29 protein-coding genes and 1 tRNA gene are annotated in these 24,122 nt (G+C 64.7%); 13 read left to right on the top strand and 17 right to left on the bottom strand.

The window, feature by feature from the left end:
- Positions 1-66 precede the first annotated feature (66 nt).
- The gene (infC, locus tag OU999_15445) at positions 67-612 is read right to left on the bottom strand and encodes a translation initiation factor IF-3 (protein ID WAC25446.1); all 546 of its coding nucleotides are present in this window, start codon (positions 610-612) and stop codon (positions 67-69) included.
- 226 nt (positions 613-838) lie between these two features.
- Here infC and OU999_15440 point away from each other — a divergent pair, with 226 nt between their 5' ends.
- From OU999_15440 to OU999_15430, 3 genes are read left to right on the top strand one after another with little or no spacing between them, the layout of a single operon-like run.
- Entirely contained in the window at positions 839-1,150 is a 312-nt protein-coding gene (locus tag OU999_15440) for a GNAT family N-acetyltransferase (GenBank protein ID WAC23115.1), read from the top strand.
- A gap of 60 nt (positions 1,151-1,210) precedes the next feature.
- Positions 1,211-2,068, top strand: coding sequence for a formyltetrahydrofolate deformylase (gene purU / locus OU999_15435; GenBank protein WAC23114.1), 858 nt, complete (start codon positions 1,211-1,213; stop codon positions 2,066-2,068).
- Between the two features lie 45 nt (positions 2,069-2,113).
- Entirely contained in the window at positions 2,114-2,701 is a 588-nt protein-coding gene (locus OU999_15430; protein ID WAC23113.1) for an NAD(P)H-dependent oxidoreductase, read from the top strand.
- A 15-nt stretch (positions 2,702-2,716) separates the two neighbouring features.
- Here OU999_15430 and OU999_15425 read toward each other — a convergent pair.
- Positions 2,717-2,791: transfer RNA gene (locus tag OU999_15425), tRNA-Thr, on the bottom strand.
- A 139-nt stretch (positions 2,792-2,930) separates the two neighbouring features.
- Here OU999_15425 and OU999_15420 point away from each other — a divergent pair.
- Complete coding sequence (locus OU999_15420) at positions 2,931-3,074, top strand: hypothetical protein (GenBank protein WAC23112.1); 144 nt, start codon at positions 2,931-2,933, stop codon at positions 3,072-3,074.
- 7 nt (positions 3,075-3,081) lie between these two features.
- Here OU999_15420 and OU999_15415 read toward each other — a convergent pair whose 3' ends face one another.
- On the bottom strand, positions 3,082-3,699 hold the full coding sequence (locus OU999_15415; protein WAC23111.1) for a DUF6445 family protein: 618 nt from the start codon (positions 3,697-3,699) through the stop codon (positions 3,082-3,084).
- Between the two features lie 90 nt (positions 3,700-3,789).
- Here OU999_15415 and OU999_15410 point away from each other — a divergent pair, with 90 nt between their 5' ends.
- The 6 genes from OU999_15410 (at position 3,790) to OU999_15385 (ending at position 9,831) form a co-directional block, all read left to right on the top strand.
- A complete protein-coding gene (locus tag OU999_15410) occupies positions 3,790-4,986 on the top strand; it encodes an FAD-dependent monooxygenase (protein ID WAC23110.1) in 1,197 nt (398 codons plus the stop codon).
- Between the two features lie 64 nt (positions 4,987-5,050).
- Positions 5,051-5,491, top strand: coding sequence for a type II 3-dehydroquinate dehydratase (gene aroQ, locus OU999_15405; protein WAC23109.1), 441 nt, complete (start codon positions 5,051-5,053; stop codon positions 5,489-5,491).
- Positions 5,492-5,650: 159 nt separating this feature from the next.
- Positions 5,651-6,112, top strand: a complete 462-nt coding sequence (accB, locus tag OU999_15400) for an acetyl-CoA carboxylase biotin carboxyl carrier protein (GenBank protein WAC23108.1) — start codon at positions 5,651-5,653, stop codon at positions 6,110-6,112.
- A 7-nt stretch (positions 6,113-6,119) separates the two neighbouring features.
- Positions 6,120-7,481, top strand: a complete 1,362-nt coding sequence (accC, locus tag OU999_15395) for an acetyl-CoA carboxylase biotin carboxylase subunit (GenBank protein ID WAC23107.1) — start codon at positions 6,120-6,122, stop codon at positions 7,479-7,481.
- 43 nt (positions 7,482-7,524) lie between these two features.
- A complete protein-coding gene (locus tag OU999_15390; GenBank protein ID WAC23106.1) occupies positions 7,525-9,465 on the top strand; it encodes a S9 family peptidase in 1,941 nt (646 codons plus the stop codon).
- 60 nt (positions 9,466-9,525) lie between these two features.
- The gene (locus OU999_15385) at positions 9,526-9,831 is read left to right on the top strand and encodes a WYL domain-containing protein (protein ID WAC23105.1); all 306 of its coding nucleotides are present in this window, start codon (positions 9,526-9,528) and stop codon (positions 9,829-9,831) included.
- A gap of 71 nt (positions 9,832-9,902) precedes the next feature.
- On the opposite strand, the gene OU999_15380 is transcribed toward OU999_15385, so the two are convergent.
- The 3 genes from OU999_15380 to OU999_15370 form a co-directional block, all read right to left on the bottom strand.
- Positions 9,903-10,283, bottom strand: coding sequence for a hypothetical protein (locus tag OU999_15380; GenBank protein ID WAC23104.1), 381 nt, complete (start codon positions 10,281-10,283; stop codon positions 9,903-9,905).
- Between the two features lie 76 nt (positions 10,284-10,359).
- Positions 10,360-11,547: a dipeptidase gene (locus OU999_15375; protein ID WAC23103.1), complete on the bottom strand. Its 1,188-nt coding sequence runs from the start codon at positions 11,545-11,547 to the stop codon at positions 10,360-10,362.
- 10 nt (positions 11,548-11,557) lie between these two features.
- Positions 11,558-12,223 carry an MOSC domain-containing protein gene (locus tag OU999_15370; GenBank protein ID WAC23102.1) on the bottom strand — a complete coding sequence of 222 codons (666 nt, stop codon included), beginning with the start codon at positions 12,221-12,223 and terminating at the stop codon, positions 11,558-11,560.
- 250 nt (positions 12,224-12,473) lie between these two features.
- On the opposite strand from OU999_15370, the gene OU999_15365 reads away from it, so the two are divergent.
- Both OU999_15365 and OU999_15360 read left to right on the top strand, forming a co-directional pair.
- Entirely contained in the window at positions 12,474-13,541 is a 1,068-nt protein-coding gene (locus OU999_15365) for an RcnB family protein (GenBank protein ID WAC23101.1), read from the top strand.
- A 114-nt stretch (positions 13,542-13,655) separates the two neighbouring features.
- Entirely contained in the window at positions 13,656-14,336 is a 681-nt protein-coding gene (locus tag OU999_15360) for a 2OG-Fe(II) oxygenase (protein ID WAC23100.1), read from the top strand.
- Between the two features lie 43 nt (positions 14,337-14,379).
- Here OU999_15360 and OU999_15355 read toward each other — a convergent pair whose 3' ends face one another.
- On the bottom strand, positions 14,380-14,742 hold the full coding sequence (locus tag OU999_15355; protein WAC23099.1) for a hypothetical protein: 363 nt from the start codon (positions 14,740-14,742) through the stop codon (positions 14,380-14,382).
- A 275-nt stretch (positions 14,743-15,017) separates the two neighbouring features.
- On the opposite strand from OU999_15355, the gene OU999_15350 reads away from it, so the two are divergent.
- A complete protein-coding gene (locus OU999_15350; GenBank protein WAC25445.1) occupies positions 15,018-15,530 on the top strand; it encodes a cytochrome c family protein in 513 nt (170 codons plus the stop codon).
- Positions 15,531-15,725: 195 nt separating this feature from the next.
- Here OU999_15350 and hemA read toward each other — a convergent pair whose 3' ends face one another.
- From hemA to bchL, 10 genes are all read right to left on the bottom strand, one after another.
- Complete coding sequence (gene hemA, locus OU999_15345) at positions 15,726-16,946, bottom strand: 5-aminolevulinate synthase (GenBank protein WAC23098.1); 1,221 nt, start codon at positions 16,944-16,946, stop codon at positions 15,726-15,728.
- Positions 16,947-16,961: 15 nt separating this feature from the next.
- Entirely contained in the window at positions 16,962-17,750 is a 789-nt protein-coding gene (puhE, locus tag OU999_15340; GenBank protein ID WAC23097.1) for a putative photosynthetic complex assembly protein PuhE, read from the bottom strand.
- A 4-nt stretch (positions 17,751-17,754) separates the two neighbouring features.
- Positions 17,755-18,843, bottom strand: a complete 1,089-nt coding sequence (acsF, locus tag OU999_15335) for a magnesium-protoporphyrin IX monomethyl ester (oxidative) cyclase (protein ID WAC23096.1) — start codon at positions 18,841-18,843, stop codon at positions 17,755-17,757.
- 34 nt (positions 18,844-18,877) lie between these two features.
- Positions 18,878-19,171: a hypothetical protein gene (locus tag OU999_15330; protein ID WAC25444.1), complete on the bottom strand. Its 294-nt coding sequence runs from the start codon at positions 19,169-19,171 to the stop codon at positions 18,878-18,880.
- Entirely contained in the window at positions 19,171-19,587 is a 417-nt protein-coding gene (puhC, locus tag OU999_15325; protein WAC23095.1) for a photosynthetic complex assembly protein PuhC, read from the bottom strand. The genes OU999_15330 and puhC overlap by 1 nt, the downstream gene beginning before the upstream one ends.
- A gap of 80 nt (positions 19,588-19,667) precedes the next feature.
- Positions 19,668-20,297: a photosynthetic complex putative assembly protein PuhB gene (gene puhB, locus OU999_15320; protein WAC23094.1), complete on the bottom strand. Its 630-nt coding sequence runs from the start codon at positions 20,295-20,297 to the stop codon at positions 19,668-19,670.
- Positions 20,294-21,067 (bottom strand): photosynthetic reaction center subunit H, encoded by a 774-nt coding sequence (gene puhA, locus OU999_15315; GenBank protein ID WAC23093.1) that lies wholly within the window; start codon positions 21,065-21,067, stop codon positions 20,294-20,296. The genes puhB and puhA overlap by 4 nt, the downstream gene beginning before the upstream one ends.
- Before the next feature lie 27 nt (positions 21,068-21,094).
- A complete protein-coding gene (locus OU999_15310; GenBank protein WAC23092.1) occupies positions 21,095-22,528 on the bottom strand; it encodes a BCD family MFS transporter in 1,434 nt (477 codons plus the stop codon).
- On the bottom strand, positions 22,525-23,220 hold the full coding sequence (gene bchM, locus OU999_15305) for a magnesium protoporphyrin IX methyltransferase (GenBank protein WAC25443.1): 696 nt from the start codon (positions 23,218-23,220) through the stop codon (positions 22,525-22,527). The genes OU999_15310 and bchM overlap by 4 nt, the downstream gene beginning before the upstream one ends.
- Positions 23,220-24,113 carry a ferredoxin:protochlorophyllide reductase (ATP-dependent) iron-sulfur ATP-binding protein gene (bchL, locus tag OU999_15300; GenBank protein ID WAC23091.1) on the bottom strand — a complete coding sequence of 298 codons (894 nt, stop codon included), beginning with the start codon at positions 24,111-24,113 and terminating at the stop codon, positions 23,220-23,222. Before bchL ends, bchM begins: the two co-directional genes overlap by 1 nt.
- Positions 24,114-24,122: the final 9 nt, after the last annotated feature.

The following is a 24,122-nucleotide window of genomic DNA, read 5'->3' as shown; positions in this document are numbered from 1 at the left end:
ACCCTTTTCGGGCGACGGAGCGGTCCGTTCCGGCCATCAGCACCCTAGGGGGGCGCCAGCACGCTCTTATTTGGGTGCCAGCACCATCAGCATCTGGCGGCCTTCCATGCGCGGATAGGCCTCAACCTTGGCGACTTCCTTGACGTCTTCCTGCACGCGCTGAAGCAGGGCCATGCCCAGCTGCTGGTGCGACAATTCGCGGCCACGGAAGCGCAGGGTCATCTTGACCTTGTCGCCTTCGTCGATGAACGCATGAACCTTCTTCATCTTGACCATATAGTCGTGGTCATCGATGTTGGGACGCATCTTGATCTCCTTGATCTCCTGCGTCTTCTGGTTCTTGCGCGCGGCATTGGCCTTTTTCTGGGCCTCGTACTTGTACTTGCCGACGTCGAGGAACTTGGCGACCGGCGGCTCGGCATTGGGGGAGACCTCGACCAGGTCGAGGCCCACGGCAGCGGCACGCTCTATCGCATCTGCGGTACGCAATACGCCAAGATTTTCGCCATTCTCATCGATCACCCGAACCTGGGGCGACTGGATGAACTGATTGAAGCGCGGGCCGGATTTGGGTGGCAGAACAAGGCCGCGACGGGGTGCTGGCGGACGTATAGCGAAATCTCCTGATGTTTCTTCGAGCGCGCGATATAGGCCAAGTCTTCGGATAGATAAAGGGTTTGATGCACCAACCGTGGCAAAGAGCGCGCACGACGCGCCACCAGCGTTGCAGAAGCGCAACGATTTGGCAGCTTGCGCGTCCCGGTTGCCGAGGCCCGGCCCCTTTCCCATATCGGGCCGACGCGAGACAGCATAGCCACCGAAAGCCAGGAGCAGCGCCATGACCGACCAGCCCGACATCGCAATCGCGCACGAGACCACCGGCGCAGGCGGGCGCTTTGTCTATCGGGCGCAAGGTGCAGAGGCCGAACTGACCTATGCCCATGCCCCTGCGGTCGGCGGGCAGAAACGGGTCAGCGCGGACCACACCTATGTCCCCGATTCGATGCGCGGACAGGGCCTGGCCGGCAAGCTGGTCGATGCCCTGATCGCCAGCGCGCGCGAGCAGCAATGGCAGGTGATTCCGCGCTGCAGCTATGTCGTTGCCGCGTTCCGTCGTCACCCGGAATGGAACGACGTGCTCGCCGAATGAGACTCGACGCAGGCGCGAGGATCGGCAAGATCGGCTCTGTCCGACACTATAAGGCCGATCATGACCGACGCACTGCATATCCTCACCCTGTCCTGCCCTGACCGCCCCGGAATCGTCAGCCGCGTGACGGGCCTGCTGTTTGCCACCGGCGGCAATATCCGCGAGGCAGCGCAGTTCGAGGATCAGGAAACGGGGCGCTTCTTCATGCGCGTCGTCTTCACCCTGCCCGATACGCTGACATCGGCGCTGGCGGCGCGGTTCGAGGAGCTGGGCGGCGAATATGCGATGCACTGGTCGCTGCGCCTGGCCGATGCGCCGCGCAAGGTGCTGATCATGGTCTCCAAATTCGACCATTGCCTTGCCGATCTGCTCTATCGCTGGCGCATCGGGGAACTTCCGATGGACGTGGTCGGCATCATCTCCAATCACCCGGTCGAAACGCTGGCCGGGATCGACCTTGGCGGCATTCCCTTCCACCACCTGCCCGTCACCCGCGAGACCAAGGCCGATCAGGAGGCCCAGGTGAAGGCGGTGGTCGACCAGACCGGGGCCGAGCTGGTCGTGCTGGCGCGATACATGCAGATCCTGTCCGACGATCTGGCCGCATTTCTTTCAGGCCGCTGCATCAACATCCATCACAGCTTCCTTCCCGGCTTCAAGGGCGCCAAGCCCTATCACCAGGCGCATGCGCGCGGGGTGAAGATGATCGGCGCGACCGCGCATTATGTCACCGCCGATCTCGATGAAGGGCCGATCATCGCGCAGGATGTCGAACAGATCACCCATGCCGATTCGCCCGACACGCTGGTGCGCAAAGGCCGCGATATCGAACGCCGCGTGCTCGCGCGCGCGGTGCGCCATCATCTGGCCGACCGGGTATTGCTCAATGGCACCAAGACGGTGGTGTTCACCGATTGAACCGTCCGGCAATCCGGCCGTATCCATCGGGACAGGAGATTGCCGATGAAGAAATTGCTGGTGCTGTACGGATCATACCGCTCCGACCGGGCGGGTATCAGGCTCGCTGATTATTGCGTGAAGCGCTTTGCCGATCGCGGGGTCGAGGCGGAGCTTGTCGATGCCAAGGCGGTCGGGCTGCCGATGCTCGACCGGATGTACAAGGAATACGAGCCTGGCACCGCGCCTGCGGACATGCAGGCGCTGGCCGACAAGATCAGGGCGGCAGACGCGTTCCTGTTCGTTGCGGGCGAATATAATTGGGGCGTGCAGCCCGGCCTCAAGAACCTGACCGATCATTTTCTGGAAGAATGGTTCTGGCGGCCAGCGGCCCTTGCCACCTATTCCGCCGGGCGCTTCGCGGGCGTTCGCGCAGGCCATGCCTGGCACCCGACGCTGTCGGAAATGGGCATGGTGGTGATTCCGAGCATGATTTCGGTCGGACAGATCACCCAGACGCTCGACGAACAGGGCGAGCCGATCGGACCAGGCGGCGCATCGCTCGAGCGCAGCTTCGGGCGATTTGCCGATGAGTTGAGCTGGTGGGCAGACGCCGCAGCGGCGCAAAGGGAGCGAGTGAAACCGCCTTATTGAGGGGGAGGTGCGAAATGGTGCTGCTGGGGAGGATTGAACTCCCGACCTCAGCCTTACCAAGGATGCGCTCTACCACTGAGCTACAGCAGCACACCATTTCGCTTGCCTGTCGATGCGGGGAGCATGGCTGCCCGCTCGCAAGGCCTGCGCCTATGCGCAGGTGCCGATGGTTTGTCAACCCTCGCCAGCCTTGCCAAATCCGCCGGTGCGACGATATGCAGCAAAGCCCATGAAAAAGCCCCCAGCACCGACCCCATCCAGCGCAGCAGACGACCGCAAGGCCCGGCTCGCCGCCAATCTGCGCGCCAACCTCAAGCGCCGCAAGGCCCAGGCGCGCGCGATGGATTCGGGCGACGAATCGCCGCAGGACTAGGGTTCGGTCAGCCCCTGGCGTAGAATTGCAGATGGACCAGCCGGCCATTGTCGCCGCTGGTGCCAAAGCCGTCAGCCGAATTGTGGAACAGCCACGGGCTGAACAGGATCAGCCGGTTGAAGCGCATCGGCACGCGCATCACCCGCTCCCATTTCGCAGCGTGAAAGGTGTCACGGTTGACCACATCCTCGACCAGGGCGTTGACGTCCGCATAGCCGCTTTCAGCCAGGGCCAGCGGATCGCTGGGCACCTTTTCCAGCCCCGTGCGCTTGTGGCGGAAGAAATCGGTGCCGCCGCGCGCATCCTCGTCGCGGCTGAGATAGAGGATGCCCGAATAGAAGCATGGGTCGATATGCACGCCGCTGACACCGCGATCGCCCTTCAGCGTCAGCCGGCAATGGCCGTGCGTGGTCCCCGGTTGCGGCACCACCGGCACGCCGATGATCCGCGCCACCGCCGCTTCCAGCCCGGCTATGGCGAGCGGCGCAGATGACAAGGTGCCGGGATAATTGCCTTTGCGCGTTGCAGGGTCATAGCCCAGGCCCAAGGCGGCGGCGCGCGCGCCGTGCGGATCGGCCAGAAAATCGTCGATGATGAGCAGCGAGGGCAGCATGGCAGCAGGCATAGCGGCTGATCCGCCCCAGCGAAAGACCGGGCGGTTGCATGGACCGCGCGGCGCGCTAGACAGGCTTATGGCCAGCCCCGGGACAGTTCGATGCGCATCCTGATTGCAGGGGCCGGTATTGCCGGGCTGGCCGCCGCGCTCGCGCTGGTGCGCAAGGGCCATGCGGTGCAGGTCATCGAACAGGCTGCAGCGCTGGAAGAGGTGGGGGCGGGCCTGCAGCTTGGCCCCAATGCGATGTGCGTGCTGGCTGCGCTGGGCTTGGGCGAGGCCGTGGCCAGCGCGGGCCAGGCCCCGGCGGCGATCACCCTGCGCGATGGCCGCAGCGCGCGCGAGATCCTGAAGGTTCCACTCGGCGAAGCGGCGAAGCGGCGCTGGGGCGCAGCCTATGTCACGCTGCACCGTGCCGATCTGGTCGGCATCCTCGCCGAGGCGCTCGAACGGGCGCAGCCCGGTGCACTTGCGCTCGGCGTGACGCTAGCCGCCATCGACCATCGCCCGGACGGCGTCGCTATCACCACAGCATCGGGGGACGCCCATTCAGCCGATCTGCTGATCGGTGCGGACGGTATTCGCTCACAGGTGCGCGACACCCTGGTCGGGCCAGATACCCCGCGCTTTACCGGCCATGTCGCCTGGCGCGCGCTGGTGCGGATCGACCCTGCCGATCCTGCCGCGCCGCCGCCCGGCGTCGGCGCGTGGCTCGGCCCGCGCCGCCATGCGGTGACCTATCGCATCCGCCCGGACCTTGTGAACCTGGTGGCGGTAACCGAACAGGCCGATTGGCGCGAAGAGGGCTGGAACCTGCCCGGCGATGCCGACCGGCTGCGCGCCGATTTTGCCGGATGGAATGCACTGACCCGGCTGCTCGATCGGGTGGAGCATCCGCTGCGCTGGGCGCTGCACGACCGCAAGCCGATGCGCGCCTGGCACAAGGGCCGCGCGGTGCTGATCGGCGATGCCTGCCACCCGATGCTGCCGTTCCTGGCGCAGGGGGCCGCGATGGGCATTGAGGATGGCTTTGCGCTGGCGGAACTGTTGCCGATGACGGGCGATCCGGAGCCCGCGCTCGCCCGCTTCTTCGCGCTGCGCCAGCCGCGCACCGCGCGCATCCAGGCGATGGCGCGATCGAACGGGGTGGATTTCCACGAGGGCAATCCGCTCGCCACGCTGGCGATGCGCCTGCCGCTGGGCCGGGCCGCTGCCAGCCGCCCCGATGCGGTGATGGCGCGCTGGGACTGGCTCTATGGCGGCGGCCCGGGCGGCCTGCATGGCGGTAAACTTGCCTAGCGCAGCGCTTTCGCCCATAAGCGCCCGGCTTGTTTCGGCATCCGGCCGAACGACGGGATAGAGCATGGCCGACCAACCCATTATTTTCGTTCTCAACGGTCCCAATCTCAACCTGCTGGGCCTGCGCGAGCCGGAAATCTACGGATCGGACACGCTCGACGATATTGCAGACCGGCTGGAAGACCGCGCGCAAGGCCTGGGCCTTGCCATCGACATGCGCCAGTCCAACCATGAAGGCCATCTGGTCGACTGGCTGCACGAGGCGCAGGCGACAGGCGCCAAGGCGGTGCTGCTCAACGCCGGAGCCTATACGCACACTTCGGTGGCGCTGCACGATGCCATCCGGTCGATCACCACGCCGGTGATCGAGGTGCATCTTTCCAACCCGCACACGCGCGAGGAATTTCGCCATGTCTCGTTCGTCGGGCGCGCGGCGAAAGGCACGATCTGCGGGTTCGGCGCGACATCTTATCTATTGGCGCTGGAGGCAGCGGCGCTGTTATGAGCTTTGACCACCCGGCATCTGCTGGCATGATGCGGGTGAACGATTGAATTTTCCCGTGGGAGCAGCCAAAGAGCCGCCCCCGATCAGAACAGAACCAAAGGGCGCAGGACTATGGCATCACCAAGCAGCAAAAGCGGCAACAACAAACAGGGAGGCGGCATGAACATCGACAGCAAACTGGTGCGCGAACTCGCGGAACTGCTGGGCGAAACCGGCCTGAGCGAAATCGAGGTTGAAGATGGCGATCGCAAGATCCGCGTAGCGCGCACGATCAGCGCCGCACCGGTGGCCAGCGTCGCTGTGGCCGCAGCGCCCGCACCGGTCGCCGCTGCCGCCCCGGCCGCAGCAGCCCCTGCCGCCTCTGCAGAACCCGCCGCGCCGTCGATGGCCAATGCGGTCAAGTCGCCGATGGTCGGCACCAGCTATCTCTCGCCCGAACCAGGTGCCGCACCGTTCGTCAGCGTCGGTGCGACGGTCAAGATCGGCGATCCGCTGCTGATCATCGAGGCGATGAAGGTGATGAACCCGATCACCGCCGAACGCGCCGGCAAGGTCACCGCGATCCTGGTGGAAGACGGGCAGCCGGTCGAGTTCGACCAGCCGCTGGTCGTCATCGAGTAACCAGCCCATGGCCATCAAGAAAATCCTGATCGCCAATCGCGGCGAAATCGCGCTGCGCATCCATCGTGCCGCGCATGAAATGGGCATCAAGACGGTGGCGGTGCACTCCACCGCCGATGCCGATGCCATGCATGTGCGGCTGGCGGACGAGGCGATCTGCATCGGCCCGCCGCCTGCAGGGCAGAGCTATCTCAACATCGCCAACATCATTTCGGCGGCAGAGATCAGCCAGGCGGATGCGATCCATCCCGGATACGGCTTCCTGTCGGAGAACGCCAAGTTCGCCGAGATCGTCGAGGCGCACAAGATCATCTGGATCGGCCCCAAGCCCGAGCATATCCGGACGATGGGCGACAAGGTCGAGGCCAAGAAGACCGCTGGTGCCCTTGGTATGCCGCTGGTCCCCGGGTCCGACGGCGCGATCAAGGATATCCACGAGGCCAAGATCATCGCGGCCTCGATCGGCTATCCGGTGCTGATCAAGGCGGCATCGGGCGGCGGCGGACGCGGCATGAAGGTGGTGCCAAGCGAAGACCAGCTCGAAACGCTGATGCAGCAGGCGGGCAGCGAGGCGAAGTCGGCCTTCGGCGACGACACCGTCTATATGGAAAAATATCTCGGCAACCCGCGCCATATCGAGTTCCAGATCTTTGGCGACGGCAAGGGCAATGCCATTCACCTGGGCGAACGCGACTGTTCGCTGCAGCGCCGCCACCAGAAGGTGCTGGAAGAGGCCCCCTCGCCGGTCATCACGCCCGAAGAGCGCGCCCGCATGGGCGGTGTCGTCACCAAGGCGATGGCGGACATGGGCTATCGCGGCGCGGGCACCATCGAGTTCCTGTGGGAAAATGGCGAGTTCTACTTCATCGAGATGAACACCCGCCTGCAGGTCGAACATCCGGTGACCGAGGCGATCACCGGGGTCGATCTGGTGCGCGAACAGATCCGTATTGCCGAAGGTCACCCGCTTTCGGTCAAACAGGAAGATGTCGAGTTTCGCGGCCATGCCATCGAATGCCGCATCAATGCCGAGGACCCGCGCACCTTCGCGCCGTCGCCCGGCCTGGTCAGCTATTACCACCCGCCCGGCGGCATGCACGTGCGCGTCGATAGCGGGCTGTACGCCGGATACCGCATCCCGCCTTATTACGACAGCATGATCGCCAAGCTGATCGTCTATGGCCGAACCCGCCAGGGCTGCATCATGCGGTTGAAGCGCGCGCTGGAGGAATTTGTCGTCCAGGGCGTCAAGACCACGATCCCGCTGCATCAGGCGCTGCTCGACGAACCCGATTTCCTGTCGGGCGACTACACGATCAAGTGGCTGGAACAGTGGCTGGCCGAACTGGAGGCCGAGGAAAAGGCATAAGGGCCGCCGCTGCAAGGGGCCAGGCCGGGAAGGGAGACGTTCGATGCTTCGTTACACCGCCGCACTGGCCGCCTTGATGGCAGCGCCGCTGGCCGCGCAGATCGCCACGCCCGAAAGGCCGGTGACCGATCCGGCCAGCGTTTCCTCTCCCGCCAACCCGCAAGCCCGGCCCGTGCCGCTCGACGATATCGGCACCACGCGCGGCCTAGCCGGGGTGACGTGGAGCGCCGATGGCCGGCACATTTTCGTCTCCACCAACATCACCGGCCGCTTCAACATCTGGCGCACCGATACAGCGGGCAGCTGGCCACTGCAGATCACCCAGTCGGACGAGGTGCAGTCAGGGCTCGTCGCCTCGCGCGGTGGCCAATGGGTGTATTTCGAGGAGGATGTCGGCGGCAATGAATATGCCGATATCTATCGCGTTCCCGCCGGCGGCGGCGCGGTCGAGCGGCTGACCAGCACCGCCGATATTTCCGAATATGACATGCTCAGCTCGCCGCAGAGCGATCTCATCGCGCTGGCGACCAAGCGCAAGTCGGAGGGCCAGTCGAACCTTGCGGTGATGACCGCCGATGGCCAGGTACGCAACCTGACCGCAGAGGCCGATCCGCAATTCGGCTGGGGCCCTGTTGCCTTTGTCGATGGCGGCAAGGCGCTGATCGCCAACCGCTCGCGTGTCGACAGCCGCGAGGGCGAGGTGTGGCGGGTCAGCATCGCCGATGGCAAGGCGGTGAAGCTGCTGGGCAGGAAGGACGTGCGCTATGAGGCCGCCGATGCGACGGCCGATGGCGGCCTGATCGCGGTCACGACCAACCAGGACAGCGGCCAGGACCATGCCGGGGCCTATGCGGTCGCGACACGGGGCTGGACCTGGGCCAGGACCACGCCCTGGGAGCAGCAGGCCGCGGCATTGATCGACAATGGCAAGACGATGATCGTGCGGACCAATGCCGATACGCGCTCGACGCTGACCCGGCTGGACCTGGCCAGCAGGGCGGAAGCGCCGCTGCCGCTCGACCCCGGCGTCACCTATCTCTCGGGCAACCAGCCGCTATCGCCCGATGGCAGCAAGCTGCTCGCCACCCGCTCCGGCGCGGATTCGCCCTCCAACCTCTATCTGGTCGACCTCGCCGCCAATACCGCGCGCCCCGCGACACAGCTCGCGATGGCCAGCCTGACCCCGGCGGTGCTGCCCAAGTCGACCGTGGTCACCTTCAAGAGCTTTGACGGCACGCTGGTCAGCGCGGTGATGACGATGCCGTTCAACCTCAAGCGCGATGGCTCCAACCCCGCCATCGTCATCCCGCATGGCGGCCCCACCTCTGCCACCCAGGACGGGTTCAGCCAATATGCCGCCGCCTTTGCGAGCCGCGGCTATGTCGTCATCGCGCCCAATTTCCGCGGATCGACCGGCTATGGCGATGCCTTCCAGAATGCCAATTACAAGGATCTGGGCGGCGGCGACCTCAAGGATACCGTTGCGGCCAAGCAGTTCCTTGTCAGCACCGGCTATGTCGACAAGGGCAAGGTCGGCATTTTCGGCGGATCCTATGGCGGCTTCATGACGCTGATGGCGATCGGCCGGACGCCCGACGAGTTTGCCGCTGCCGTGCAGTGGTTCGGCATCATCAACTGGAACACGATGTACCGCGACCAGGACGAGCGGCTGAAAGCCTATCAGCGCGGCCTGCTGGGCACGCCCGAAGACAGCCCCGAGATCTACAAGGCCTCCTCGCCGCTCACCTATCTGAGCGCCGCCAAGGCCCCGCTGCTGACCATCCAGGGCGAGAATGACATCCGCGTGCCGCGCGGCCAGGCGCAGGAGGTCAACGATCTGCTGAAGGCCAAGGGCAATATCGTCGAGACCATATTCTACCCGCAGGAAGGCCATGGCTTTGACCGGCGCGAGAACCGGCTCGACTCGCTGCGGCGCACGGTGGCGTGGTTCGACACCTATCTGAAGGGCCAGCCCGCCAGATAGGCATGCTGCACTGCACAAAAATCGATTGAAACCATCTGCCGCATTGGTCATATTGGGGTGATGGACATGAACAAGACCGTGCTGGAAGCGATTGCGCTGCGCAAATGCCTTGAGGCGACCTATAATCGCACGCGCATCCGCCTGGCGCCGCACATCCTCTATACCAAGCATGACCAGCTCTATCTGGACGGCGTGACGCTGGAGCGCGACGGCAAGCCCCCGCGCGAGATCAAGGTCGGCGCGTTCAAGCTCGACGGGCTGGGCGATGTCGCCCTGACCGACCGCGAGTTCGATCCGCAGCCGGTGTTCAATCCGGACGAGGAACGCTATCAGGGCAAGACGCTGTTCGCGGTGGAAATGGCCTGATTTCAGGGGCTTGAGTTAATCATCGCCCTCACCCCTCATGCGCGGGGGGATGAAGCGGCCGGGTTTTCCCCCTACTGTTTCTCGACGCTCAGCGAGGCATCGTCGATCGTCAGGCTCAGCCGGCGCGGGTTGCGCTGGGTCTCGATCAGGAAAACATGCGGGCCGCTGCTCGCCAAAATGGCATCCATCGCGCGTTCGATCGGGATTTCCACCTTGGGGATGCGCGCGCAGTCACAGGCAATCGATACCCGGTCCTTGGCCACCCGCGTCACCGTGATCGTCACGCCTGATTTCGACGAACCGCGCGCATCGGAAATGATGTCGCCGCTATAGGTGCCTGCGACCAGATCGGCGAGATCGGGCTTGCGCTCGGCCGGTGCGGCCGATGCCAGCGAGATCGGGGCGAGCACCGCGATGAGCAGGGCAAGCAAGCGAAGGGCAAGGCGCATCATGGCAGTCTCCCGGCCGAATGGACCGCGCGAGCCTATACCCGAACTCGGTGAAAGGCACGGCCAAATTGCGCCGCGCTCACTTGCCCGCGACGCGCTCCACCTCGGCCATCACGCGCAGCACATTGCCGCTCCAGATCTTCTCGACCTGTTCGCGGCTGAGCCCGCGCGCAAGCAATGCCTCGGTGATCTTCGAGATCTGGTTGATCTGGTTGAGCCCGATCACCCCGCCGCCGCCATCCCAGTCCGCACCGATGCCGACATGGTCGACGCCGACCAGATCGATGCAATAGAAGATCGCCTCCATATAGCGGTCGAAATCGGTGCCGGAGCGCGGCTCTGCGGCATTGGCCTCGGCCCATTGCTTCATCAGCGCGGCGCGCTCCTCAGGCGGCAGGCTGGCGGCCTTTTCCATCTCCGGGCGCAGCGCTTCGACCGTCGGGCGCGGCTTGTCGGGTGAAAGGAACAGGCTGTTGACCTGGATCACCCCGCCCTTGGCCGCGAGCGCCTTGAGCCGCGCATCGTCCAGGTTGCGGGGGTGGTCGTGCAGCGCCTTGGGGCCCGAATGCGAAAGGATGATCGGCGCCTTGGAGAGTTCGAGCAGCTGATCGAAGGTGCTGTCGGCGGCGTGGCTGGCATCGATGATGATGCCCAGCCGGTTCGCCTCGCGCACCCAGGCCCTGCCCAGATCGCTGAGCCCCCCATGCACCGCCTCGCCATTGGTTGAATCGGCGAGCTGATTGGTGCCATTATGCACCGGCCCCGCCATGCGCAGGCCCAGCTGGTAGAAGGCGTCGAGATTGGCGATGTCATTGCCCAGCGGATAGCTGTTTTCCATCGACAGATAGACGATGCGCTGTCCGGCGGCGGCGATGCGCGCCGCGTCGGATGCCCTGGTGGCGATGGCGAAGCTCTGCGGATTGGCGGCGACAAAATCGTGGATCTGGTGCAGCCGCTTGAGTGCGTGCGCCAGCGCGACGGCATAGCCGCGCGCGTCATTGGGGCCCTGATCGGTATAGATCACCCAGAAGCCACCATCGAGCCCGCCTTCGATCATGCGCGGCAGATCGACCTGGGTGGTGTCGTGCAGCACATCGTGCCGATCGGTGATGCGCCAGCCGGGCTGATCCAGATTGGCCGGGCTGTCGAGATGCGTGTCGAGCGTCAGGATCGCCTGGTGGATCTCGGCCGGCTTTGCGGCATCCTGCGCCACCAGCGGGCCGGACACGCAGGCAAGCGCCAGCAACGGCAGGTATTTCAGGCTCATGCTTTCCCCTTCAATCGGCGAGCGCCGACGCCCTTTTGCGCCAGTCGGCGGCAAGCTGCGGCAGATCGGCGAGCGCACGCACCGCCTCGGGCTCTGCCTTGTACTGCCCGGCGACGAGCAGGCGGAACACCCGGTCCACGGTCCAGGCGGTGGGGCCCGGCTCGACCAGCCGCATCACATCGCCGGCCTGGACTAGGCCCGGCTCCAGCACGCGGTAATAGAAACCGCAGCGCGCCGTGCGGACGATCTCGGTCATCACCGATTGCTTGCCCGACACGCCGAAGCGGTGATCGACCTTCCAGCACGGCTGGCGGCCCTTGGTCAGTTCCACCAGAGCCTCGCCCAGGCGAAAGCGGTCACCGATGCGCATCTCGCTTTCCACCAGACCGCGCGTCGAGATATTCTCGCCGAACGCACCGGGCTTCAGCAGCAATTTGTGCGAATCGAGCTTTTGCTGCCAATAGGCATAATGATCGAACGGATAATGGTGGATCGCCATGTCCGGGCCACCGTGATGGACCGGATCGGCCACCTCGTCGCCCTCAAATCCGAGCGTGTTGAGCATGACAGGCCCGGTCACCGGTTGACGCGCAATGGAGCTTTTCGTGCCATCTTCACGAAAAGGACGGGGCTTGCCTGTGAGCAGCGCCAGAACACGGACCGCTTGCGAACTCATGCAGTTGCAGAATACGCCGCAATTATTGTGCGCGCAATGCAATTCCTTCATTTTTGCTGCAAAGGTTTCCATTGGCAATTATGGTATACAAAATAGGTCGAAAAGTTTTACAATCGTGAATACTGTATACAAATTCGGTTAAGCTGCGGGTCAGGCAGCGCGGCGTAACCCTTGTGCAATACCAACAGTCCTGTGCCGCGTGGTTGCCGACACGATTGCCCAGGCCATTATCGAAAGGTCGATTTTGGTCATGTCACCAACCCCCTTTGTACAGCCCGTTTCCCTCGAATATGCCCGCCCGCTGGGCCAGCGGTTGAAGGGCCGGTATTTCCGCCTGCCGATCGCGCTGGCGGCGCTGGCCGCGGCGAGCCTGTTCCTGCCGCACAGCGAGGCCGATGCGGCCGAATTCGCCTGGCCCGATGGCAGCGCCGACATCGCGGCAAGCACCGGCCTTGAGCCCGCCGCCCAGCAGCGCGAAGGTCGCCGTGGCGGCGGCGAGTTCCGGGGCAATCGCGGCGGCGGCGGCGGCGGTCGCGAAATGCGCGGCGGTGGCGGCTTTGGCGGCGGACGTGCGTTCCGCGGGCAGGACCGCAGCAACATCGGCACCGCGCGCGTCGATACCCCACGCGAATTCCGGCAGGAACGGCGCGCAGATCGTCAGGACTTCCGTCAGGAACGGCGCGGCGACCGGCAGGATTTCCAGCGCGAGCTGCGCGGTGACCAGCGCAACTTCCGCCAGGAACGCCGGGCCGACCGGCAGGATTTCCGCAATGGCGAGGTAACGCGGCCTGAATTCCGCGCTGACCGGCGCGAGGACCGTCAGGACTTTCGTGTCGACCGGCGCGGCGATACGCGCGATTTCCGCGCCGACCGTCGCGATGATCGCCGCGATTTCCGGCAAGACCGGCGCGCGGATCGGCGCGACTATCGCGATAACCGCCAGGATTGGGGCCGGCGCGGCTATGCTAACCGGGGCTGGAACGGGCGTGATTGGGACGGCCGGGGACGCGGTTGGGATCGCGGCTGGCGCAACGACCGGCGCTATGACTGGTATGGCTGGCGCAACCAGAACCGCACATTCTTCAACGTCGGGCGCTATTATCCGCCGGTGCGCGGATGGAACTATCGCCGCATCGGCATAGGCTTCACGCTTGGCGCGCCCTTCTTTGCCAGCAGCTTCTGGATCAACGATCCCTGGGCCTATCGCCTGCCGCCCGCTTATGGCCAGTTCCGCTGGGTCCGCTATTATGGCGATGTGCTGCTGGTCGATGTCTATACCGGCGAGGTAGTGGATGTGATCAACGACTTTTTCTGGTAAGACAGCAACGCATGCTGCGACTTGGAACGACCCGCTGGAACCCTCTGGCGGGTCGTTCTGCGTCTGCTGCGGCGGGTTGACAGCAGGCAGGCGGTCGGCGCAACCACGCTGACGATGATCAGCGATTTCCTCCACCGGCGCGAACTGGCCAGGATCGGGCGAGACGTCGGCGTGCGGCTCGAGGCGCATCCGCGCATCCAGCGCATTGCCTTTGACGACGTGCGCGTGCCGATGCAGGTCTATTGCTACCAGGATTTCATGAGCAAGGCCGAATGCGCCGAGCTGATCGCCATGATCGATGCCGATGCCATCCCGTCAGAGCTGTATCGCGCAGGCACCGGCGACCAGAGCGACTTTCGCACCAGCTATAGCTGCAATCTTGATCGCTGGCACCCGGACGTGCTGCGCATCGACGACCGCATCTGCGGGCTGACCGGCATCGATCCGCGCCGCGGCGAGACGCTGCAGGGTCAGCGTTATGCGGTAGGCCAGCAGTTCAAGGCGCATCACGACTATTTCCACACCGACCAGCCCTATTGGGAAAAGGAACGCAAGGCAGGCGGGCAACGCAGCTGGACCGCGATGGTGTTCCTCAACGAACCCAAAGGCGGCGGCGAGACCGAATTTCCGCAGCTGTCGTTCAAGATGCTGCCGCGTACCGGCATGCTGCTGATCTGGAACAATATGGCGCCCGATGGCCGCCCCAATCCGTATCTGCTGCACAGCGGCAATCCGGTGACGGCGGGCACCAAGTACATCATCACCAAATGGTTCAGGCGCGGCTTCTGGCTATAAGCAGGCCCGTCCCCGCTGAGCCTGGGGACGGACCGCTGCGCCTTCAGTCGTTATAGGCCACGACCGTCACACGGCCGACCTTGTAGCCACGCTGGCGCATTTCCTTGACATAATCCTTGTCGGCATCGGCCAGTTCGACCTCATATTCCTCCCACGCATCGGCCCGGTCTTCGCGGTCGGTGGCGCGCTTGAGGTCGCTGGTCAGTTCCTTGTCCGCCTCGTTGATATCGGCGACATAATTGTACCAGGACTGGTTGAAGACGCCCTGCACCGGTTCGGTGCGAATCACCGGCGCATGTTCGCCGTCGCGCGCCGGAAGGGTGCGCGGGGTTCCGGCCTGCGCCGGCAGAGCCAGAAACACCAGCGGCAGCGCGCCGGCCAGGGCGGTGCGGATCAGCTTGCTCATCGTTCGTCTCCTTCGAGCGCCCCCATTTCGCCTCAACGCGCCGCGCGGCGATTCAGATCGGCCGCAGCGCGCAGCCGGGCACTGCGGACGGGCGTTCCGGCGCGGACGCTGGAAAAACAGGTAAATTTTCACGCCCCATGCCATTTTCCGTGAACATTTTTCTTCATCCGGCGTTCATGTCGCGCCTTCCCATCTTTTCAACGGGTCCGGCTCGTCTATATTGACCGTTGCTTCAGGGCGAATGTCGCCGAGCAAGAGGAGAGTTCATGTCCAGATTGAATGCACTGCGCTATGCTGGCGTTTTCGCCGGCGTCGCGTTGCTGGCCGCCTGCTCGGGTGGCAGCGAAACCCCCAAGGCCGAAGAAGAAGCCGCCGCACCGGCTGCTGACGCTGGCGCCGAAGCCCCCGCTGCGACCCCGGCCGCTGCCGAGGCCCCCGCTGCCGACAACACCGATACGCTGGACGGCAAGAAGCTGGCCGATTTCACCGGCAATGCTGCCGAAGGCGAGAAGGTCTTCGTTCAGTGCAAGACCTGCCACGTGAAGGAAGCCGGTCAGAACCGTGTCGGCCCCTCGCTCGCCGGCATCGTCGGTCGTGCCGCCGGTTCGGTCGAAGGCTTCAACTATTCGCCCGCCAACAAGAACAGCGGCATCACCTGGACCCCGGAAAAGCTGTTCCAGTATCTGGAAAAGCCGGCCCGCGTGGTTCCCGGCACCAAGATGGTGTTTGCCGGCCTGCCCGACGCGCAGAAGCGCGCCGATATCATCGCCTATCTGCAGCAGCCCTGATCGACCCGATCACGGTACGCGCCGAAACACGAAAGGCCGCTCCTTGGGGAGCGGCCTTTTTTGTTGGTGGAGAGTGCATCATGACCCCGTCACCGTCAACGCCGCAAAGGGATGGCTCCCGCTTCCTGCTGAACGGTCAGCGCAGAAGCGGGGTTCCCGCTTTCGCGGGAATCCCGCAGGTAACGTTGACCGGGCTCAGGCAGCCATTTCCCGCCGCGCCAGCTCGCATTGCGACCAGATATCGCTCAACGCGTGGAGCAGCTTGTCGCAATCGCCATCGCTGTGCACCGGCGAAGGCGTGATGCGCAGCCGCTCGGTGCCCTTGGGCACGGTGGGATAGTTGATCGGCTGCACATAGATCCCGTGATTTTCCAGCAGCCAGTCGCTGATCCGTTTACACTTGTGCGGATCGCCGACCATCACCGGAATGATGTGGCTGGGATTGTCGAGATGCGGGATGCCCATCAGGTCCAGCCGCTTGCGTACCTTGGCAACGCGCTCCTGGTGGCGCGCACGCTCCATCTGGCTGGCCTTGAGGTGGCGGATGCTGGCAGTGGCACCGGCGGCGAGCGCGGGCGGCAAGGCGGTGGTGAAGATGAAGCCGCTGGCAAAGCTGCGGACGAAATCGCACAGAGCGGCGGACGCAGCGATATAGCCGCCCATCACGCCGAATGCCTTGCCCAGCGTCCCTTCGATCACGGTGATCCGGTCCATCAGGCCTTCGCGCTCGGCAATGCCGCCACCGCGCGGGCCGTACAGGCCAACCGCATGGACTTCGTCGATATAGCTCATCGCACCGTGCTTTTCGCACACGTCGAGAATCTCCGCGATCGGCGCGATATCGCCGTCCATCGAATAGACGCTTTCGAACGCGACCAGCTTGGGCCGACCGGGCGCGATGCCGGCGAGCAGCCGGTCGAGATCTGCCGGATCGTTATGCTTGAACTTCAGGCATTCGGCGCGGCTGTGGCGGATGCCTTCGATCATCGAGGCATGGTTGCCGGCGTCCGACAGCACGACGCAATTGGGCAGCTTGGCCGCCAAAGTGCCGAGCGCCGCCCAGTTGGAGACATAGCCCGAGGTGAACAGCAAAGCCGATTCCTTGCCATGCAGGTCGGCGAGCTCGGCCTCGAGCAGCACATGGTGATGATTGGTGCCCGAGATGTTGCGCGTGCCGCCTGCGCCCGCACCGCACTGGTCGAGCGTGTCGTGCATCGCCTTCAGCACATCGGGATGCTGGCCCATGCCGAGATAGTCGTTCGAGCACCAGACGGTGACCTCGTCGGTCCCCTCTTCGGTATAGCGCGTGGCGTGCGGAAAGCGGCCGCGATGGCGTTCCAGCTCGGCGAAGATGCGATAGCGTCCCTCATCACGGATCGTATCGATTTCGCTCTGGAAAAACCCCTCATAGTCCATAACCACTCTCCTTCTTTATCCCTTGCGGGCGTCGGGCAGGGCCCAGCGCCATAGCGCACCGTCGCGAAACGGGAGCGCCAGAAACAGATGCTCCAGCGCACCGAGCGCTGCGAGCATGAACACCAGGGTCGCGCTGACCGCGGCAAAGCTGTCGTCGGGTGCGGCAAGCGCGCGCGCGCCCAGCCACAGCGACAGCGCCGCCAGCGCTACCAGGCTGAAGGCCAGCGCGCCATGCAGGCGGCGCGGGCCGAAATAGGTTTTCAGATATTCCAGATGCCCCGGCATGATCTCGTCGCTCATATTGGGCACGCCGACGAACAGGTTGAGCTTGGCCGAAAGCCTGAGCGCAAACAACAGGCTGAAGATCACCGCGCCGGTCGGATTGGCGCTGTCCCAGGTCAGCGAGACCAGCATCACCAGCACGACCGCGATGGCGAGTTCGTGATGGATCAGTGTCGCGGCGGCATCGGCAAAGCGCCGCCAGCCGCGTGCGTGCGGATCGCTGACGGTGCGGCGGGGCCCGGCGACGATGCCGGTGAGAAAGGTCAGTTCCAGCCAGCCCCATATCACCAGCGCCGCCCCGAAGCTGATATAGGCATCGGCCAGCGACGGTCCTGCGGCATCCGCCCCGTGCGCCGCCCAGACGATGACGCACAGGCAGATCCCGGCGGCAAAGCCGGCCCAGGACAGGCTGCGCGCAAAGGTCGCCTTGCCGCGATTGGCAAGCCAGGCGACCACGCCGGTGCTGCCGAACCAGGCGAACAGCACGATGAACGCGGGAAGGATATGGCCGTGCAGGCTCATGCGCTTACCAGGCCGGCTGCAGACGGATGGTGGAAGGCAGCGCATTGGGCTTGCCGGGCATGAAATACATGCGCGCAAAGGCCGTGCCCGCACCGATCATGCCGCCGGCCCGCTGCATCAGCCCGCCCAGGCCGCCGCGCGCCTTGCCCGCCGCGATCCGGTCCGATGCCAGGCGCAGCTTTTCCATCTGCACGCGCAGCGCCGGGTTGTCGGTATCGATCTCCACCGGGAAGACCTGACGGCTGATCGCGGTGCAGATGTCGAACACCCGGTAATCATAATCGGTCGGGTCGACCCCCAGGGCCGCGTGGAACACCGGGCGGCTGTGGTCGCGCACATACATGGTGGCATAGACCGACAGGATGAAGAACTTGATCCAGTAGCGGTTGAGCCCGGTCAGCAGCTTGGGGTCGGCGTGCAGCAGCATCGCGAACGCCTCGCCATGGCGGAACTCGTCATTGCACCACTGTTCGAACCAGTTGAAAATCGGGTGGAAGCGGTTTTCCGGGTTGCGCGCGAGGTGCCGGAAAATGGCGATATAGCGCGCATAGCCGATCTTCTCGGACAGATAGACCGCGTAGAAAATGAACTTGGGCTTGAAGAAGGTGTATTTCTTGGTCTTGGTCAGGAACGACAGGTCGATGCCGATCCCGGCATCCTTCAGCACCTCGTTGATGAAGCCGGCATGGCGGCTTTCGTCACGGGCGAGCAGCTTGAACAGCTTCTTGACGTCCGGGTTCTTGGTACGGCGGGCGATCTCGGCATAGAGGATGCAGCCGGAAAATTCCGAGGTCAGCGAGCTGACCAGGAAATCGATGAACTCGCGGCGCAGCTCGGGCTCGAGCGATTCGATGACGCCATCGAACGATTCGCTGCGGCGGAAATGCGCCTTGTTCGGGTCGCCTTCCATATCGGCCATCAGCTGGTCCCATTCGGCGCGCACCAGGCTGACGTCGATGGCGTCAAGCGCATCGAAATCGGTGGTGTAGAAGCGCGGGGACAGCACAGTTTCCTGCGTTGCCAGCGCCATGGTGTCGGGCGCGTCGGGCAGATTTGCCCGGCCTGCTGCCTTCACCTTTGTCTGCATGTTCATCACACCACTCCCGTTGTCATCTGAACATCTGCCCTCACCACCGGCTGGTGGTGAAGCTGACCTCGTACAGTTCCTTGAGCTCGCCCATGGCGGTCAGCTTGGTCCATGCGCGCAACAATGGACCCGCCGGGTGCACCGTCGCCATGCGCTGGATCAAAACGGATTCGCCAAAAGCGACAATGATCGGTTCGCCATGCACGCGCACCTTGTCGCCGGGCTGGATCGCGACATCACCGTCCAGCTCGACATGCGCATGGAAATGCGCCTCGCTCTGCTCCACCGCGATGCGGCAGGGCGTGTCGAAAGGGGCCTCGCGCAACAGGCCGATCATTTCAGCAGTTCCTCGAAGGTCGCCCGGTTGGTCGGCCCGAACGCGCCCAGTTCGACCACGCGATTGGTCGACGTGTCGGTGAGCGAGAGTGATCCGTCGCTCCAGCGGTTGAGCTCATAGGGCGCATCCATCGGGATCGCGCGGATATGCCGGTCACGCCCCATGCCGCGCAGCACGCCGCGGATGAAGCCGCTGCCCTGCTCGCCATAGACATGCACCGCCTGGCCGGTCACCGCGTCAGTCACGACCACCGTGCCCTTCTGGCCATCGGCAAAGCGCAGCACGCGGCTATGGGTCGCGGTTGCGGCTTCTGCCGCACGGACGTCGCTGGCCGAAGGCGAAGGTGCGATCCAGCCAAGCTGCGTCGCGCTGGTCAGCGCCAGGGTGAACAGCACCACCCCACACGCCATCATCAAGGCGCCCCTGGGAACGGTATTCTCATGGCTATGGCCATGTCCGCCATGTGCGTGGCTGTGGCTGTGCGAGGCGCTGTTCATGCGATGGCTCCCTGAAGATGCGCAGGCATTCCCTCGGCTGCAGCGACCGGTGCATCCTGCGCACGATCGACCGGCGCGATCGCCGCGACCGCGCGGGCCAGACGTTCGCCGACCACCGCCGCATCGGGCAGCGCGCGCAGCATCGGCTGGGGATTGCCCAGCTTCCATGGACGGGCATGCGGCCAGAGCACCAGATAGCCCAGGTTATGCGGGCCGATCAGCTGCAGCGCGAGATCGCCCTCGACCGGACCGAGCGGGCGCAGATTGGCACCGCCGATTTTGGCGAGGGGCAGGTTGATGCACATGTTGAGCGCCACGCCGATGCGCAGCACCACGCGGCGGCTGGTCAGCGTGTAAACGGTCGTGCGCGCCACCGCCCAGGCATAGAGCATCAGCAGCCCGACCCCGATCAGCCCGGCGATCACTGTCGCGATCACCCCGCCGCTGCTGCCGTTATAGATGGCCAGGGCCACCAGGGAGGCAAAATACAGGCCGACGATGCGGGTGAAGAACGCGCTGCGCGCCAGCAGCCGCCAGTCGGGGGAACCCTGCCACAGCAAGGTTTCACCCTGCGGGAGCTCGCCGGGAAGACCCCGGACGGGCTCGTCATCATATTCCGTGATCATATCAGCGGCTCCTGCCGGGCGCGGTTAGCGTAGAGATAGCCGCCGCCGAAATAGCCCGAGATCTTGTCTTCCTCGTAGCGGCTGATCTGGCCCGGAGTTTCGACCTGCGGGCATCCCGAGAACTGCGCGGCGTTGATCGCATCGACCACGATCTGGCGGGCCGAACGGCGGATCTTGGCCATCGGCATCGGGGCCAGGGCATGCACGCCCTCGGCGGTGACGACTTCCAGATAGCGCACCTGGTGCTCCGAACGGTCAACCCAGATTTCGGCAACCGTGCCCGCGACAGCGCCATCGGCGCCGATCACGGTCATGCCGCGCGGATCGGGATCGCCGCGGGCGATCGAGAAGCTGGGCTCCAGCGCCATCGGCACGATGCGGTTGTTGCCAAAGGCGTCGATGTCGGGAAGGCGGCTGCGCTCGGCATAAGCCGACGGGCCGATGCAGTCGGTCAGCGGGTTGCCGGTGGGCACATAGGGTGCGCCGGGGAACGGGCTGACGCGGCGTCCGGCGATCTCGAACGGTTCCTTGCCGATGGTCGGCGTCGATACCGTACCGCGACCGAACGGCAGCTTGAAGGTCTTAGGCGCTGCATGGAGCAGCGGACCGCCCATGCCCAGCGAACGCCCGGTCAGGTCGTCTTCCAGCGGGAAGCCCTCGCGCCGATCCTCGCGCCTGAGATAATAGATCAGGCCGATGAAAAACAGCACGAACGCCCAGAATGCGATCGATGCGACATCGATATTGCCCACGATATTGCCGTTAAACATGGCGCTTACCTCTCTTCTTCAAGACCTTCATGTCGGAAATTCGGTGAGGCCGAACCGCGTTGGCGGGGCGGATTCATCGATCGGCTGGCCCCCGACAAGCGGGCCGAGCACGATCATGGTGACGAGCAGCAGAACAATTTCGAGCAGATAGACGGTGCCATATCCGGTCGCGCGATAGGCCAGCGTCTCACCGATGCGATCGGCAAGCGCGAGCGAGGAGACGCCATCGCGGATCAGCCCGCCCGCCGCCACCGCCAGGCCCGATGCGCTGGCCTGCACCGCACCCCAGGCACCCAGCGCCAGGCCCGATCCCTTGTGCCTGCCGCTGCCGGCAATGGCCATGATCGCGCTCAGCGTGCCAACCGAGAACAGCCCTGCACCAAGGCCGATGGTCAGCGCGCCGGTGAACACGAGTGCGCTCGCATCCAGCGGGGCTGCGAACAGCAGCATGGCAAAGGCGAGCATTCCGACCACTGCGCCGAAACCGGCAAGCCGCAGCGGGTCTGCCCCGGCGCTCAGTCGGCGCGCGGCAAAGGCAAAGGCCACCAGCATGCCGAAGGCCCACAGCCCGGTCAGCACCGTGGTCGATCCGACCGACATGCCCAGCACCTCGCCGCCAAAGGGTTCGAGCAGCACATCCTGCATGCTGAACGCCGCCGTGCCGCAACCGATCGCGACCAGCAGCCTGGCGTTGCGCGCCTCGGAGGTGAACTCGCGCCAGACGGTGGCGAATTTCGGCGTCTCACGGTCGGGCCGGGTGGTCGAGGGGGCACGTGCCTCCTGCTTCCACAGCGCGATGATGTTGAGCGCCATGGTGAACATTGCCGCGCCCTGGACGATCGCGACCAGCCGGGTGGCGCTGAAATCGGCGAGCAGCGATCCCATGACAAAGGCCGCCATCATCATGCCGACCAGCAGCATAACGAACATCAGCGCGACGACGCGCGGGCGAGTCTCTTCGGGCGCAAGGTCGGTGGCGAGCGCAAGGCCTGCGGTCTGCGTGGTGTGCATGCCCAGGCCGGTGAACAGGAACGCCAGAGCGCCGGCGACCAGACCGACCTTGAAGGTGTCAGGCCGCGACAGCAGCAGCAGCGCGAACGGCATGATCGCCAGGCCGCCGAACTGCAGCAGCGATCCGAACCAGATATAGGGCACGCGCCGCCAGCCGAGCATCGACTTGTGGTGGTCCGACTTGTGGCCGATCAGCGCGCGGAAAGGCGCTACCAGAAGCGGGATTGCGATCATCAGCGCCACGAGCCAGGCCGGCGTGCCGAGCTCGACGATCATCACGCGGTTGAGGGTGCCGTTGAGCAGCACTGTCGCCACGCCCACCGTCACCTGGAACAGCGACAGCCGCAACAGGCGGCCCATCGGCAGCTCCGCGCTCGCCGCATCGGCGAACGGCAGGAACTGCGTTCCCAGGCCGGCAAAGAACCGGGTCGAGGCGCCCTGCAGGTTCATCCGCGCGCCAGCAACATGGCGTGACTGGTATAGAATCCGCTGACAATGCGTTCACTCGCGGCGATGCCATGGCTGGGGAGACGCTGGGCAAGCAGTCTCTGCAGCTTCCATTCGGCCACCGGAACGATCGCGGGTGCGCGATCGGATTTGGGAAAGAGCTTCCCGGTGGCATGCATCGCCGCGAGCAAGGGTGTCCGCGGTGCGAAAGTGAAGGCGATCGAGGGCGCACGGTCCGCCAGGGCCGCCAGCACGTCGACGATATCGCCGGTTTCATAATGAATGAGCGAATCCATCGCGACGACATGGTCGAAAGATCCAAGTTGCGGATCCAGCATGTCACCCACCCGCCAATCGATCGTCAGGCCCGAGGGTGCGCGTTCGCGCGCGACGTCGACCAGCCCGCCCGAAATGTCGATTGCGGTGACGTCTGCGCCGAGCTGCGCCGCGGCAACGGCGAGCGCGCCGGTGCCGCAACCGGCATCGAGGATGCGCTTGCCCTTGAGGTCATAAGGCAGCCAGTCGAGCAGCATCGCGCGCATCCGGTCACGCCCGGCGCGCACGGTGGCGCGGATGCCGCTGACCTTGGCATCCGAGGTCAGGTCCACCCAGTTCTGCCGCGCGGTGCGGTCGAAATAATCCTCCAGCCGCCCGCGATAGGCGTCATAGGTGGAGCGAGGTGCCTGGCTGGCCATCATTCAAACCCCAGGAATTCGAAGATTTCGCGGTCCTTCATCGGCATGGCGTCGAGCGCGTCGGTGCCCGCCCAGAGCGTTGCGGCGAGACGCAGATATTCGTTCTTTACCGCTTCGATCTCGGGGGTCGAATCCATCTCGAAGATCGTGCATTTCTTCAGGCGGCTGCGGCGGATGGCGTCCAGATCGGGGAAATGCGCCAGACGCTTGAGGCCGGTCGCCTCGTTGAACCGGTCGATCTCGTCGGTCGCAGCCGAACGGTTGGCGATGACGCCCGCCATGCGGACCTCGTAATTCTTCGACTTGGCCTTGATGGCCGCGACGATGCGGTTCATCGCGAAGATGCTGTCAAAGTCGTTGGCCGCGACGACAACTGCGCGCTCGGCATGCTGCAGCGGCGCGGCGAAACCGCCGCACACCACATCGCCCAGCACGTCGAAGATCACGACATCGGTATCTTCCAGCAGATGGTGCTGCTTGAGCAGCTTGACCGTTTGCCCGACGACATAGCCGCCGCAGCCGGTGCCCGCCGGCGGACCGCCCGCCTCGACGCACATCACGCCGTTAAAGCCTTCGAACATGTAATCTTCGGGCCGCAGCTCTTCATGGTGAAAGTCCACCGTTTCGAGCACATCGATCACCGTCGGCATCAGCTTCTTGGTGAGGGTAAAGGTGCTGTCATGCTTGGGATCGCACCCGATCTGCAGCACGCGCTTGCCGAGCAGCGACAAGGCAGCCGACAGGTTGGACGAGGTGGTCGACTTGCCGATGCCACCCTTGCCGTAGACGGCAAACACCTTGGCTCCGGTAATCTCGTCGCGCGGGTCGAGCGCGACCTGGGTGCTGCCTTCGCCAAAGGCTGGCGGCGCACTGCCATGGTCCAAAAGGCTCATATCAACTCT

Source organism: Blastomonas sp. SL216 (genome assembly GCA_026625625.1).
Taxonomy (GTDB): Bacteria; Pseudomonadota; Alphaproteobacteria; order Sphingomonadales; family Sphingomonadaceae; genus Blastomonas.
The sequence above is the reverse complement of the archived record's forward strand: the minus strand, read 5'-3'. Positions and strand labels throughout refer to the sequence as shown.

Coding starts and splice junctions, on each gene's coding strand:
- OU999_15440 (WAC23115.1), top strand. CDS start 839: ATGACCGACCAGCCCGACATCGCAATCGCGCACGAGACCACCGGCGCA.
- purU (WAC23114.1), top strand. CDS start 1,211: ATGACCGACGCACTGCATATCCTCACCCTGTCCTGCCCTGACCGCCCC.
- OU999_15430 (WAC23113.1), top strand. CDS start 2,114: ATGAAGAAATTGCTGGTGCTGTACGGATCATACCGCTCCGACCGGGCG.
- OU999_15420 (WAC23112.1), top strand. CDS start 2,931: ATGAAAAAGCCCCCAGCACCGACCCCATCCAGCGCAGCAGACGACCGC.
- OU999_15415 (WAC23111.1), bottom strand. CDS start 3,699: ATGCCTGCTGCCATGCTGCCCTCGCTGCTCATCATCGACGATTTTCTG.
- OU999_15410 (WAC23110.1), top strand. CDS start 3,790: ATGCGCATCCTGATTGCAGGGGCCGGTATTGCCGGGCTGGCCGCCGCG.
- aroQ (WAC23109.1), top strand. CDS start 5,051: ATGGCCGACCAACCCATTATTTTCGTTCTCAACGGTCCCAATCTCAAC.
- accB (WAC23108.1), top strand. CDS start 5,651: ATGAACATCGACAGCAAACTGGTGCGCGAACTCGCGGAACTGCTGGGC.
- accC (WAC23107.1), top strand. CDS start 6,120: ATGGCCATCAAGAAAATCCTGATCGCCAATCGCGGCGAAATCGCGCTG.
- OU999_15390 (WAC23106.1), top strand. CDS start 7,525: ATGCTTCGTTACACCGCCGCACTGGCCGCCTTGATGGCAGCGCCGCTG.
- OU999_15385 (WAC23105.1), top strand. CDS start 9,526: ATGGACATGAACAAGACCGTGCTGGAAGCGATTGCGCTGCGCAAATGC.
- OU999_15380 (WAC23104.1), bottom strand. CDS start 10,283: ATGATGCGCCTTGCCCTTCGCTTGCTTGCCCTGCTCATCGCGGTGCTC.
- OU999_15375 (WAC23103.1), bottom strand. CDS start 11,547: ATGAGCCTGAAATACCTGCCGTTGCTGGCGCTTGCCTGCGTGTCCGGC.
- OU999_15370 (WAC23102.1), bottom strand. CDS start 12,223: ATGAGTTCGCAAGCGGTCCGTGTTCTGGCGCTGCTCACAGGCAAGCCC.
- OU999_15365 (WAC23101.1), top strand. CDS start 12,474: ATGTCACCAACCCCCTTTGTACAGCCCGTTTCCCTCGAATATGCCCGC.
- OU999_15360 (WAC23100.1), top strand. CDS start 13,656: ATGATCAGCGATTTCCTCCACCGGCGCGAACTGGCCAGGATCGGGCGA.
- OU999_15355 (WAC23099.1), bottom strand. CDS start 14,742: ATGAGCAAGCTGATCCGCACCGCCCTGGCCGGCGCGCTGCCGCTGGTG.
- hemA (WAC23098.1), bottom strand. CDS start 16,946: ATGGACTATGAGGGGTTTTTCCAGAGCGAAATCGATACGATCCGTGAT.
- puhE (WAC23097.1), bottom strand. CDS start 17,750: ATGAGCCTGCACGGCCATATCCTTCCCGCGTTCATCGTGCTGTTCGCC.
- acsF (WAC23096.1), bottom strand. CDS start 18,843: ATGAACATGCAGACAAAGGTGAAGGCAGCAGGCCGGGCAAATCTGCCC.
- puhC (WAC23095.1), bottom strand. CDS start 19,587: ATGATGGCGTGTGGGGTGGTGCTGTTCACCCTGGCGCTGACCAGCGCG.
- puhB (WAC23094.1), bottom strand. CDS start 20,297: ATGATCACGGAATATGATGACGAGCCCGTCCGGGGTCTTCCCGGCGAG.
- puhA (WAC23093.1), bottom strand. CDS start 21,067: ATGTTTAACGGCAATATCGTGGGCAATATCGATGTCGCATCGATCGCA.
- OU999_15310 (WAC23092.1), bottom strand. CDS start 22,528: ATGAACCTGCAGGGCGCCTCGACCCGGTTCTTTGCCGGCCTGGGAACG.
- bchM (WAC25443.1), bottom strand. CDS start 23,220: ATGGCCAGCCAGGCACCTCGCTCCACCTATGACGCCTATCGCGGGCGG.
- bchL (WAC23091.1), bottom strand. CDS start 24,113: ATGAGCCTTTTGGACCATGGCAGTGCGCCGCCAGCCTTTGGCGAAGGC.